Annotated in this window: 12 protein-coding genes; all 12 read right to left on the bottom strand. The window is 68.0% G+C overall.

Annotation, left to right across the window (positions count from 1 at the left end; translation table 11 throughout):
- Positions 1-10 precede the first annotated feature (10 nt).
- Positions 11-2,773 carry an FtsK/SpoIIIE domain-containing protein gene (locus tag HWX58_RS05640; protein ID WP_175986026.1) on the bottom strand — a complete coding sequence of 921 codons (2,763 nt, stop codon included), beginning with the start codon at positions 2,771-2,773 and terminating at the stop codon, positions 11-13.
- A 56-nt stretch (positions 2,774-2,829) separates the two neighbouring features.
- Complete coding sequence (locus HWX58_RS05635; protein WP_175986025.1) at positions 2,830-3,681, bottom strand: PP2C family protein-serine/threonine phosphatase; 852 nt, start codon at positions 3,679-3,681, stop codon at positions 2,830-2,832.
- Between the two features lie 111 nt (positions 3,682-3,792).
- On the bottom strand, positions 3,793-4,572 hold the full coding sequence (locus HWX58_RS05630) for a DUF5684 domain-containing protein (protein ID WP_175986024.1): 780 nt from the start codon (positions 4,570-4,572) through the stop codon (positions 3,793-3,795).
- 90 nt (positions 4,573-4,662) lie between these two features.
- Positions 4,663-5,409 carry a YaaA family protein gene (locus HWX58_RS05625; RefSeq protein WP_175986023.1) on the bottom strand — a complete coding sequence of 249 codons (747 nt, stop codon included), beginning with the start codon at positions 5,407-5,409 and terminating at the stop codon, positions 4,663-4,665.
- A gap of 68 nt (positions 5,410-5,477) precedes the next feature.
- Positions 5,478-5,738, bottom strand: coding sequence for a F0F1 ATP synthase subunit epsilon (locus HWX58_RS05620; protein ID WP_175986022.1), 261 nt, complete (start codon positions 5,736-5,738; stop codon positions 5,478-5,480).
- Positions 5,739-5,740: 2 nt separating this feature from the next.
- Positions 5,741-7,192: a F0F1 ATP synthase subunit beta gene (gene atpD, locus HWX58_RS05615; RefSeq protein WP_175986021.1), complete on the bottom strand. Its 1,452-nt coding sequence runs from the start codon at positions 7,190-7,192 to the stop codon at positions 5,741-5,743.
- Between the two features lie 23 nt (positions 7,193-7,215).
- The gene (locus HWX58_RS05610; RefSeq protein ID WP_175986020.1) at positions 7,216-8,118 is read right to left on the bottom strand and encodes a F0F1 ATP synthase subunit gamma; all 903 of its coding nucleotides are present in this window, start codon (positions 8,116-8,118) and stop codon (positions 7,216-7,218) included.
- A gap of 19 nt (positions 8,119-8,137) precedes the next feature.
- On the bottom strand, positions 8,138-9,778 hold the full coding sequence (atpA, locus tag HWX58_RS05605; RefSeq protein ID WP_175986019.1) for a F0F1 ATP synthase subunit alpha: 1,641 nt from the start codon (positions 9,776-9,778) through the stop codon (positions 8,138-8,140).
- A 47-nt stretch (positions 9,779-9,825) separates the two neighbouring features.
- Positions 9,826-10,614, bottom strand: coding sequence for a F0F1 ATP synthase subunit delta (locus HWX58_RS05600; protein WP_175986018.1), 789 nt, complete (start codon positions 10,612-10,614; stop codon positions 9,826-9,828).
- A complete protein-coding gene (locus HWX58_RS05595; protein ID WP_175986017.1) occupies positions 10,614-11,165 on the bottom strand; it encodes a F0F1 ATP synthase subunit B in 552 nt (183 codons plus the stop codon). Before HWX58_RS05595 ends, HWX58_RS05600 begins: the two co-directional genes overlap by 1 nt.
- A 28-nt stretch (positions 11,166-11,193) precedes the next feature.
- Entirely contained in the window at positions 11,194-11,442 is a 249-nt protein-coding gene (atpE, locus tag HWX58_RS05590; protein WP_147037730.1) for a F0F1 ATP synthase subunit C, read from the bottom strand.
- Positions 11,443-11,491: 49 nt separating this feature from the next.
- Positions 11,492-12,292 (bottom strand): F0F1 ATP synthase subunit A, encoded by an 801-nt coding sequence (gene atpB, locus HWX58_RS05585; RefSeq protein WP_175986016.1) that lies wholly within the window; start codon positions 12,290-12,292, stop codon positions 11,492-11,494.
- Between the last annotated feature and the right edge of the window lie 120 nt (positions 12,293-12,412).

Genomic DNA, 12,412 nt, shown 5'->3' with positions numbered 1-12,412 from the left:
GCGGTGACGCTCACGCGAGCCGGCCGCTGCGAGTCGGGTCGAGGTCGCGGATGACGACACGCTCCGGAACCCCGCCGTCCCGGATGCTCCACGCCCGTCCGCGGTGTGTGAGGGCGTAGGGCGGCAGTTCGCGGCATCCGGCCAGTGAGCGCAGCTCTGCCGAGCACTCCGCGAGGACGAGCATCTCGCCGTCCGTGCGGATCCGCTGCCACAGCGACCACTGCCGCTGCCAGCTCTCCGCGTCGCCCACCAGGATCCGCGTTGCGGTCGGGTCCGGTGCGTGATCTCCGACCGGGACGATCTCCCGGTCCGGGTGGGCGGCGCGGAGAGCCTCGACTGCACGGCGCACGCCGGTGACCACGACGCCGACCGGCCGCTGGGAGGGTCGCCATGTCGGCGGTTCCGACGTGTTCTGCGAGAGCTCGGCATCCGTCCACGCCACCTGGACCTCGATGTCGCCGATCCGCGCGCGTCCCGGCCTGCGATCGCGCAGATATCCGTCGTTCTCGCCGCCCAGGGCGAGGTGCTCGAGCTTCGTGCCCGTCCGCAGCAGCATGCGCTGCGGGAGGGCCTCGAGGATGCGCGACAGCTGCCCGGAGACGCGCCCGGCCGACACCACGAACGTCGAACCGCGCGCCGCACCGGATCGGATGAGCGCCTCGAGGCGTGCGACGAGAGCCATGGCATGGTCTGTAGGAAGAGCGGCGATCAGCTGATCGAGGTCGTCGCACAGGACGAGTCGCGGGACGACCCTGCCCGAGGCCAGCTCGTCCACGGCGTCCCAGGCGCGTTCGGGGTCGGCGGGAATCCAGAAGGCGTGTTCCACCTGGGATGAGAGCACGCGCAAGGCGGTCGTCCGCCCGGACCCGCTCCCGCCGACGACGGCGATGCCCCGATCTGCTCCGGGTTGCAGCGTCACCAGCTGCTGACGCTGCCGCTCCGGCTCGTCGCCGAGTCCGAGAACAATACTCCCCTGGTCCGTCTGAGCCCGGTACTGCCCGGCGAGCTCGGCGAGAGTCAGTGCGTGCGGCAGCGGCGGCAGCCACGGACTGGCCGGGGCGACGGACCCCGCCCACTGCGATGCCGCCCCCCGAAGGTCCGCCACGCCGGTGAGCGCGACGCGCATGGTCGTCGCCGCGGCATCCTGCGGTCTGCGCACCAGCGCGAGCCCGCGAGACGCGGCTCCTCCGGGGAGCTCTGCCGCATCGTCCGATCCGATGACGAGCCTGCTGTCCGCGGCATCCGTCACCCGCAGACTCACCCGCAGCGGGCAGTTCGCAGCGAGCGCGTCGCGGATCACTCCCGAAGCGCGCTGCGTGCCCAGGATGAGATGCATGCCCAGTGCGCGACCGCGCGCGGCGATGTCGGTGAAGACCACGGCGAGGTCTGGATGCTCCTGCAGCAGGGCGGCGAACTCATCGACGACGATCACGAGCCGGCCCAGGCGCCCCTCGGACTCGGCGATGCTGCGCGCGCCGAGTCCGGCGAGCACCGTCTCACGGCGCCGCAGCTCCGCGGTCAGGCTCTGCACGCCGCGCCGTGCGCCGTCATCGTCAAGATCCGTCATGACAGCGGTGACGTGCGGCAGTTCGCGCAACGGGTCGAACGCAGTCCCGCCCTTGAAGTCGGCGAGGACGAACGCGACGTGCTCCGGCGCGTGGCTCTGTGCGATCGCGGTGATCCACGTGACGAGCAGCTCGCTCTTCCCGGATCCGGTCGTGCCCGTGACGATCGCGTGCGGTCCGTCCTCGACGAGATCCAGGCTCACCTCGCCGCCCTCGGACTGACCGATCACCGCATCGAGACCGGGCCCGGACGGGCGACGGGCGAGGTCGCCGAGCCCGATGAGATCCGGAAGCTGAGCGGCATCGCCCTCGCGGTCCGCGCCGGCTCGCGCAATCGCCTCCGCCTGCGGGCGCGAGAGGCATTCGACGGCCACGTCATCCGTCCCTTCGCCGGTGCGCAGCCGCGACCGCGACGGCTCGATGCAGTCGACGACCGTCGTGATCCCCTCCGGCACGTCGCCGCCGACGGAACGCAGACGGATCTGCGCGGCGGCATCCGGTGCCGGATCGTCGCCGACGACGACGGCGAGTCGCCACGCGCCTCTCTTCGGCGGACGCGCATGCGGGAACGCGGCGAGCCCCAGCCGTTCGAGGCCGGCGCCGGAGATCGCGAGCTGCGACGGCGCATGCTGCAGGCACAGCTGCACGACGAGCGCACGCGCCGCAGCCGCCGTCGACGGGAGCGGACCGCGCAGGCACACGCCTCTGCCCATCGGGACGACGATCGGGGCGTCGGCGAGCACTGCGGCGCGCTCGCGGAATGCCCGCGCACGGTCCCCGTCTCCGGTCACCCGCAGGGCGCTGCGCCGATCGCCGGAGCCGATCACGATCGGCGTCGTCTCGTCGATCGGCGCCAGGTCGCGCAGCGGCGGCTCCTGAACGGCCGCGGCAGCGTCGGGGTTGGTCTGTCGCAGGGCCCTCCGCTCTCGCGCATGCCTTCGCTGCAGCTCCTGTTCGGCCTTCGCCCAGCCCTCCTGCTCCGTCGCGGCAGCCGCCGCGCGTCCGCGGCGGCGCGTCCGGACGCCGTCCAGCAGCGACGCGCCGATCATCAGGGGCCCGAGCGCCGCGAAGCACAGCGAGAGGATCGACCCTGTGACGAGCCACAGGACGATGCCCGCAGCGATCGGCACCACGGCAGCGAGGATCGGCACCGGTTGGCGACGGGGCTCCTCGGCCGCGGCCGGGAGCGTCAGGGGTTCGACATCCATCCCCCTATTTCAGAGGTTCCGCGGCGACCGGATGCCGTTGTCCACAGCGATCCGGACTATTCGGCCGCTTCGTCCGATGTGGAGGACGAGTCGATCGTGTCGATCTTGGACGTCGCCGTCTCGGCCTCGGGGTCGTGCCCCGTGCGCGCGACCTTCACGACGATGAGCGTGACGTTGTCGCGACCGCCGTTCTCGAGCGCGGCCGAGAGCATCGCGTCGACCGCCGCCCCCGGGTCCTCGTTCTCGCGCAGGAAGTGCTGGATGCCGTAGTCGGTGAGCTCCTTGGTGAGTCCGTCCGAGCACACGACGAACCGGTCGCCGTCGATGACCTCGATCCCGAGGTAGTCGGGCGGGGTCAGCTCGCTCGCACCGACCGCGCGGGTGATCACGTTGCTGTACGGGTGCCCCTCCGCCTCTTCGGGGCTGAGCCGGCCCGAGGAGATGAGCTCCTGCACCACCGAGTGATCCGTCGTGACCTGCACCAGGCGCTGGTCGCGGAACAGGTAGACGCGGGAGTCGCCGATGTTGAGCGACACCCAGCGCGGATCGCCGTCGGCGAGATCGAAGAACACTCCGGTGAGCGTCGTCCCGGTGCCCTCGTCGGTTGTGTCGGGGTGGGCTGCGATGTCGTCCACGGCGTCCTTCAGGGCGCGCTCGATCGCATCCGTTGTCACCGAGCCGGAGTCGACCACGTCCTGCAGCCGGGCGATCGTGCTCTGACTCGCGATCTCGCCACCGGCGTGGCCGCCCATGCCGTCGGCCACGACGAACAACGGGAACTCGGCGAGGAACGCATCCTGGTTGTTGTCACGGCGCCGACCGGTGTCGGTCGCGCCCGCCCAGGTCAGGGTGATCTCGTCTTCATCTGCGACGGCGACGCTGTGCGTGTGCGTGGTCGTCTCAGACAAGAGGATCCTCCGGGTTCATCGAGGCGTCGTTGGCCATATGTCTACGTTATCGGAGCCGCGGCTCCCGCATGACGAAGGACCCCCGATTCCTCGAGGGTCCTCGTCAACCGGTCAGGCCGGCGGCTGGTTCGGATCCGCGGGCGGAGCCGGGGGTGCCGCAGGCGGCGGCGTGGTCGGAGGCGTGGTGGGCGCCACCGGAGGTGCACTGGGCGCCGCCGGCGGCGGCGTGGGTGCGCCGGGCGCAGCGGGAGGCGTGGCCGGAGCGGCAGGAGGCTGGTAGCCCGGTGCGGGAGGCTGCTGCGCGGGAGCCTGCTGCGGGTAGCCGCCGGCCTGCTGGTACCCCTGCGGAGCTCCGTATCCGGGTGCGGCGCCGGGTGCGGCTGCCGCGGACGACTGGACGGGGATGCCCTCCCACACCGTGCGGTCGGCGAAGAAGCTGTTCCCGGCCCACGGAGCCGGCGGGATCTGGGTGTTCCAGCGCGACTTGTCATACGCATTGATGGCGAGCCAGACGATCGACAGGAAGATGTAGAGGACGATCCATGCGCCCTCCTTCTGGAGCTTCTGACCGACGCGGTAGGCGGCGAGCACCATCAGGACGCCGGCCGCGGCGGAGAAGATGAAGCCGATGCCGATCCAGCTGAGCAGCACCGCGCCACCGATGCAGTACAGGATGAGCCACGGGCTGAGGTCTCCCAGCTTCAAGAACACCATGCTGTTGTACACGGGCACCCATGCGCGCCACTTGCCCTGGACGCCGGCCTTGTCGAAGATCTTCATCAAGAACAGCGACGAGAGAACATACCCTGCGATCGCGATCAGGAACGAGATCAGGATGACGAATCCCACGAAAGCTGCGGCAGCAGCGCTGTCGTAGTAGTAAGAGTTCATTAGCCCCTCCGTAGTGAACGACGCATTCCGCATCGCGTGAAACACACTAGCGTGACCGGCGCGCGCAGCAACAGACACACGCTGCCCGCCTCAGGATGCGACGACGAGTTCCACGACTTGGTGCTCGGCCGCATCCCGCAACTCGATGCCACGACCGGATGCCCATGCGCGCAGACCGTCGAGTGAGCGCACGCGCGGGCGATCCTCGGCAAGCGCTCGGACGAGCTCGCCCTTGGACTTCTTGTTGAAGTGGTTGAGCGCGCGGCCCTGGCCGGTGACGACGCGCACATACGCGGAGGACACCGACGCGGGCACGGGTCCGAGCGCGACGTACGCCTCGCTGCGCAGGTCCAGCACGAACGACGGACCCTCATCCGCGATGGCAGCGGTCACCGCATCCGCCCAGTGCCGGCGAAGCGGCGGAACCCCGGGAAGGGATGTCCCGGCAGCCAGCCGGTACGCGGGGATGCCGTCGAGCGCACCGACGGGTCCGAAGGCCGCTGCGTGCACCCAGACGTGCGATCCCAGCCACCGCCTGGACGCTGCCCCGAGGGTCGCGGCGTCCAGGGCGTCGTAGAGCACTCCGGTGTAGCGGTCGATCGCAGGCATGGTCGCGGCCTCGCGCAGCATCCGGTTGTGTTCGATGTCGCCGAGCAGACGGTCGCTGAGCTTCAGCACGTGCTGCGCGTGGGCCGGGTCGGCGGACAGAGCCGTGAGAGCATCGACGACCGCCTCGCGCTGCGGTGCGAGCGCGGGGAGCGCGAGGGCCTCGATGCGCAGCGGGCGCGAACTCCCACCTGGGCGCTTGGTCTCAGAAGGAGGGAGAAGGATCTTCATGGATGTCCGAACAGGCCAGAACGCGCCCGCCGTCAGAACGACGGCCGGGCGCGTTCTCGAGGCGTCTGTCAGGCGATGAGCGCCGCGTTGCCGGCGACGATCGTCAGCTGGTCGCCCTCCATGGAGAGGAACCCGTCCTGCGCATTGGCGAGGACCTTGCTGCCGTCGGCGCGGGTGATGCGCACCTCGCCCTCGGCGAGGATCGCGAGGATCGGCTCGTGGCCGGCCATGATGCCGATCTCGCCCTCGACGGTCTTGGCGACGACGAGCGTCGCCTCCCCCGTCCAGACCTCCGCGTCCGCGGAGACGAGGCTGACCTGCAATGCCATGATCAGCCGTTCTCCTTCTGGATCTGCGCCCACTTCTCCTCGACGTCGGAGATCGCACCGACGTTGAAGAAGGCCTGCTCGGCCACGTGGTCGAACTCGCCCTTGGCGATCGCGTCGAACGACTCGATGGTCTCCTTCAGCGGAACCGTCGAACCCTCGACACCGGTGAACTTCTTCGCCATGTAGGTGTTCTGCGAGAGGAACTGCTGGATGCGACGTGCACGCGACACGACGATCTTGTCCTCTTCGGAGAGCTCGTCGACACCGAGGATCGCGATGATCTCCTGCAGCTCCTTGTTCTTCTGGAGGATCTGCTTGACCGTGGTGGCCACGCGGTAGTGGTCCTCGCCCAAGTAGCGGGGGTCCATGATGCGCGACGTCGAGGTCAGCGGGTCGATGGCCGGGTACAGACCCTTCGACGCGATCTCACGGCTGAGCTCGGTCGTCGCGTCGAGGTGCGCGAAGGTGGTGGCCGGAGCCGGGTCGGTGTAGTCGTCGGCGGGAACGTAGATCGCCTGCAGCGAGGTGATCGAGTGACCGCGGGTCGAGGTGATGCGCTCCTGGAGGAGGCCCATCTCGTCGGCGAGGTTCGGCTGGTAGCCCACCGCCGAGGGCATGCGGCCCAGCAGCGTGGAGACCTCGGAACCGGCCTGCGTGAAGCGGAAGATGTTGTCGATGAACAACAGCACGTCCTGCTTCTGCACGTCGCGGAAGTACTCCGCCATCGTCAGAGCCGACAGAGCGACGCGCAGACGCGTCCCCGGGGGCTCGTCCATCTGGCCGAAGACGAGGGCGGTCTTGTCGAAGACGCCCGCCTCCTCCATCTCGCCGATGAGGTCGTTGCCCTCACGGGTGCGCTCGCCGACACCGGCGAACACGGAGACACCGCCGTGGTCCTGTGCCACGCGCTGGATCATCTCCTGGATGAGGACGGTCTTGCCGACGCCGGCGCCGCCGAACAGGCCGATCTTTCCACCCTGGACGTACGGGGTGAGGAGGTCGATCGACTTGATGCCGGTCTCGAACATCGTGGTCTTCGACTCGAGCTGGTCGAAATTGGGGGCTGAGCGGTGGATCGGCCAGCGCTCGGTGATCTCGATCTGCTCGCCGGGCTCGGCGTTGAGGACTTCGCCGATCACGTTGAAGACCTTGCCCTTGGTGACGTCGCCGACGGGGACGGAGATCGCCTCACCGGTGTCGCGCACTTCCTGGCCGCGGACGATGCCGTCGGTGGGCTTGAGGGCGATGGCGCGGATGAGGTCGTCGCCGAGGTGCTGCGCGACCTCGAGCGTGATCTCGGTGGACTCCTCGCCGATCGTGATCGTCGTCTTCAGGGCGTTGTAGATGTCGGGGATCGAGTCGTGCGGGAACTCGATGTCGACGACCGGGCCCGTGACGCGTGCGACGCGCCCGACGACCGCGGTCCCAGCCTCAGCTGTGGCGGTGGGGGTCATATCTTCGTCTCTTTCTTGAGGGTCTATTTGCTCGACGCGAGGGCGTCGGCGCCGCCGACGATCTCTGCGATCTGCTGCGTGATCTCCGCCTGACGCGCGTTGTTGCGCAGACGGGTGTAGTCGGTGATGAGCTTGTCGGCGTTGTCGCTGGCGGACTTCATCGCCTTCTGCGTCGCGGCCTGCTTGGCGGCCGACGACTGCAGCAGGGCGTTGAAGACCCGGCTCTGGATGTAGACCGGCAGGATCGCATCGAGGACGGTCTCGGCGTCCGGCTCGAACTCGTAGAGCGGGTAGACCGCTCCGGTGTTCTCGGCGGATGCCTCGTTCTCGACGATCTCGAGCGGGAGCAGGCGCACCGTCTCGGGCGACTGCGTCATCATGCTGACGAACCGGTTGTAGACGAGGTGGAGCTCGTCGACGCCGCCGTCCGCACCACCGCGGTTGAAGGCCTCGAGCAGCGTGGCCGAGATCTCCTCCGCGGTCTTGAACTGCGGGGTGTCGGTGTCACCGGTCCACTCGGCCGCCGCCTGGATGCCGCGGAACTGGAAGTACCCAACGGCCTTGCGGCCGACCAGGTAGTACACCGGCTCCGAGCCCTGCGAACGGACGAGCTCGCCGAGCTCCATCGCCTCGCGGAGGATCTGCGAGTTGAAGGCTCCGGCGAGACCGCGGTCCGACGAGAAGATCACGACCGCGGAGCGGCGGATCGTCTCGGGCTCACGGGTGAGCGGGTGATCGACGTTCGAGTACGTCGCAACGGCGGACACGGCCTGCGTCACGGCCCGCGCGAAGGGCGAGGACGCGCGCACGCGCGCCATCGCCTTCTGGATGCGCGAAGCCGCGATGAGTTCCATCGCCTTCGTGATCTTCTTGGTCGTCTGAGCAGAAGAGATCTTCTGCTTGTAGACCCGGAGTTGAGCGCCCATGGTTCAGTACCTCACGCGATTACGCGCGACGACCCTTGACGATCTTCTCCTGGTTCACGTCGTCGACGTCCTGAGCGGCGTGCTCCTCACTGCCAGGGGCACCGATGGACTGGCCCTTGCCGCCCTGGAACTCGAGGATGAAGGCGTCGACCTGCTTCTCCAGCTCGGCGACGGTGTCGTCGTCGAGGACGTTGGTCTCACGCAGCGTGTCGAGCACCTTGGTGTTGCGACGCAGGTGGTCGAGCAGCTCGCGCTCGAAGCGCAGGACGTCTGCGACCTCGATCGTGTCGAGCTTGCCGTTGGTGCCGGCCCAGATCGAGACGACCTGGTCCTCGACCGGGTACGGCGAGTACTGCGGCTGCTTGAGCAGCTCGGTCAGGCGAGCACCGCGGTCGAGCTGACGACGCGATGCCGCATCGAGGTCGCTCGCGAACATCGCGAAGGCCTCGAGCGAGCGGTACTGCGCGAGCTCGAGCTTCAACGTTCCGGAGACCTTCTTGATGCTCTTCACCTGAGCGTCACCACCGACTCGCGAGACCGAGATTCCCACGTCGACAGCGGGGCGCTGGTTGGCGTTGAAGAGGTCGGACTGCAGGAAGATCTGGCCATCGGTGATCGAGATCACGTTGGTCGGGATGTACGCCGAGACGTCGTTCGCCTTGGTCTCGATGATGGGCAGACCCGTCATCGAGCCGGCGCCGAGCTCGTCGGACAGCTTCGCGCAGCGCTCGAGCAGACGCGAGTGCAGGTAGAAGACGTCGCCCGGGTAGGCCTCGCGCCCCGGCGGTCGGCGCAGGAGAAGGGAGACGGCGCGGTACGCCTCGGCCTGCTTCGACAGGTCGTCGAAGATGATCAGGACGTGCTTGCCGCCGTACATCCAGTGCTGGCCGATCGCGGAGCCCGTGTAGGGGGCGATGTACTTGAAGCCGGCAGGGTCGGATGCCGGAGCCGCGACGATGGTGGTGTACTCCATCGCGCCGGCCTCTTCGAGCGCGCCCTTGACGGAAGCGATCGTCGAGCCCTTCTGACCGATGGCGACGTAGATGCAGCGGACCTGCTTGCTGACGTCGCCCGACTCCCAGTTGGCCTTCTGGTTGATGATCGTGTCGATCGCGATGGCCGTCTTGCCGGTCTGGCGGTCGCCGATGATGAGCTGGCGCTGGCCGCGGCCGACGGGGATCATGGCGTCGATGGCCTTGATACCGGTCTGCATCGGCTCGTGCACGCTCTTGCGCTGCATGACGCCGGGCGCCTGCAGCTCGAGCTCGCGGCGGCCCTCCGACGCGATCTCGCCGAGACCGTCGATCGGGTTGCCGAGCGGGTCGACGACGCGGCCGAGGTAGCCGTCGCCGACGGCGACCGAGAGGACCTCGCCCGTGCGGCGGACTTCCTGACCGGCTTGAACACCGGAGAAGTCGCCGAGGACGACAGTGCCGATCTCGTGCTCGTCGAGGTTCAGTGCGAGGCCCTGCGTTCCATTGGCGAACGTGAGGAGCTCGTTCGCCATGACACCGGGCAGGCCCTCGATGTGGGCGATGCCGTCCGCAGCGTCCACGACGGTGCCGACCTCGGTCGCTACCGCGCCCGAGGGCTCGTACGCAGCGGCGAAGTCCTTCAGCGCGTCACGGATGACGTCGGGGCTGATCGAAAGTTCTGCCATTGTCTTCCCTTTGTATCTGGGTGCGCGGTTCCCCGCGCGAAGTCGTATTAGCCCGCGAGCTTCTGTCGAAGATCGGCGAGCCGCGCGGAGATGCTGCCGTCGATGACGTCGTCGGCGACCTGCACACGCAGTCCGCCCACGACGGTGGGGTCGATCACTTCGTTGATCGAGACCTGACCGTCATAACGTGCAGCCAGTGCATCACCGAGTCGGGTGCGCTGCGCTGCCGACAGCGGGGCTGCCGTGTTCACGGTGGCGACGATGCGGCCGCCCTGCGCCGACACGATCTTCATCGCACGGTTCAGGATCTGGCGCACGCGCCGGCCGCGGGGCTGACGAACCAGCGACGACACGATGAGAACCGTCGGTGCACTCGCCGTGCCGCCGAGCAGCTTCTCGACGAGAGCGCCCTTCGCCTCGTTGTCGCCGAGGCGTCCGCCCAGTGCGAGCTCGAGCTCGGCGTTGCCGGCGATGACGCGGAGGAACGAGAACAGCTCGCCCTCGATGTCGTCGCTCGGCGCGGCGATCGCTGTTGCCCGGATGGCGAGTTCCTCGATGCCGTCGACGAGGCCGTCGGCATCGGACCAGCGCTGTCCTGCGGCGGTCGTGAGCAGCTGCCTCGTGGTGTCCGACATGCTGGCGAACACGGACGCGACGAGCTTCTCTCGCAGTCCCTCCGGAGCAGCGGGGTCGGCAAGCGCGCCGCTCAGCTGACCGGATTCGCCCACGAGGCGCGCCGCGGTGAACAGTTCACCGGCCGTGTCGAGGGTGACGCCCTTCGCCTGAGCGAGAGCCGCCGTCGAAGCCGCAAGCGCCTGAGTGGTCGCGCTGCCCATTACTTGGCCGCCTTCTCGGACGCTTCGAGGTCCGCGAGGAAACGTTCGACGACCGCGGTGGCACGAGCGTCGTCGGAGAGGGTCTCCCCCACGACGCTGCCGGCGAGGTCGATCGCCAGCGTGCCGACCTCGGACCGCAGGGCGACGAGCGTCGACTGACGCTCGGCCTCGATCTGGGCCTGCGCCGCCGCGGTGATGCGCGCGGCCTCGATGGTCGCGGTCTCCTTGGCCTCGGCGATGATCTTCTTGCCGTCCTCACGGGCCGACTCGCGGATCTGACCGGCCTCGGCGCGCGCCTCGGCGAGCTGGCGGGTGTACTCCTCGAGAGCCGCCTCTGCCTGCTTCTGCGCCTCATCGGCCTTGGCGATGTTGCCCTCGATCGCGGCGGAGCGCTCGTCGAGCATCTTCGCCACGTTCGGAAGTGCGACCTTCCACGCCACGAGCAGGATGATGACGAAGCAGACCGCTGACCAGACGATGTCGTACATCGCCGGCAGAAGCGGATTGTGCTCCGCCTCCTCGGCTGCGAGCGTGACAAGAGCGTTCAGCATCCTGTCTCCTTACGTGTGGTGGGAGGGATCAGTAGCCGAAGAGGAAGGCGACGCCGATGCCGACGAACGCGAGGGCCTCGGTGAAGGCGATACCGATCCACATGGTGCCCTGGAGCTTGCCGGACAGCTCAGGCTGACGAGCGATGCCCTCGATCGTCTTGCCGACGACGATACCCACACCGATGGCCGGGCCGATTGCTGCAAGGCCGTAGCCGACGTTCGCGATCGAGCCGGTGATGTCGACGTTGATCTGGGCGAGAACAGAGATGGGATCCACTGGATCTTCCTTTCATTGTTGGGGAGCCGGGGCTCCCCGTTAGCTGTGTTTAGTGTTCGTCCGCGACTGCGAGCTGGATGTAGACCGCGGTGAGGATGGTGAAGACGTACGCCTGGAGGAAGGCCACCAGGATCTCGAAGGCCGTGAAGGCGAAGCCGAAGGCGAGCGTTCCCGCCCCCAGCACCGTCCAGAATCCGCCCATCGAGAAGATGAAGAACTGGGTCGCTGCGAAGAAGAGCACCAGCATGAGGTGGCCGACCATCATGTTCATCAGAAGTCGCAGGGTCAGAGTGACCGGGCGGACGATGAAGGTCGAGATGAACTCGAGCGGGGCGACGATGATGTACAGCGCCGGCGGAACCCCAGGGGGGAAGAGCGAGTTGCGGATGAAGCCCCACGGGCTCTTTCGGACACCGGCGTAGATGAACGTGACGTAGGAGATCACAGCGAGCAGCAGCGGCACGGCGATGATGCTGGTGCCTGCGATGTTCAGGAACGGGATGACACCGGTGATGTTGAAGAACAGCACCATGAAGAAGATGGTGGTCAGCAACGGCAGGAACCGGTCGCCGTCCTTCTTGCCGATCATGTCGTGCGCGATGTTCACGCGGACGAGATCGAAACCCATCTCGAGCAGCGCCTGGCCGCGGCCGGGGACGAGCTTGAGCCTGCGCGTGCCGAGCCAGAGGATGAGCACGACGACGATCGTGGCGAGGAACTGCACCAGGTGAATGCGGTGGACCGCGAGCGGGCCGATCTGGAACAGGATCTCCGGGAAGAACTCCGCGATGGACGGTGGATGGAATTCATCCGATGCGAATCGGACGAGGAGGCTCCCGGCGTGAGTCAACGTTGCTCCAGCTTCTGGGCACCGATCAGGATCGGCGCGAAGATTTGGTGAGGGATTCGAGCTGAGTCGGGATTTCTCGCACGACGCAGGAAGTCGCTCAGCGAACCCGGATTCAGACTA

The sequence above is a fragment of the Microbacterium tenebrionis genome (assembly GCF_903645325.1).
GTDB classification, from domain to species: domain Bacteria; phylum Actinomycetota; class Actinomycetes; order Actinomycetales; family Microbacteriaceae; genus Microbacterium; species Microbacterium tenebrionis.
Note: the sequence above shows the minus strand (reverse complement) of the source record. Positions and strands in the feature narration are given on the sequence as shown.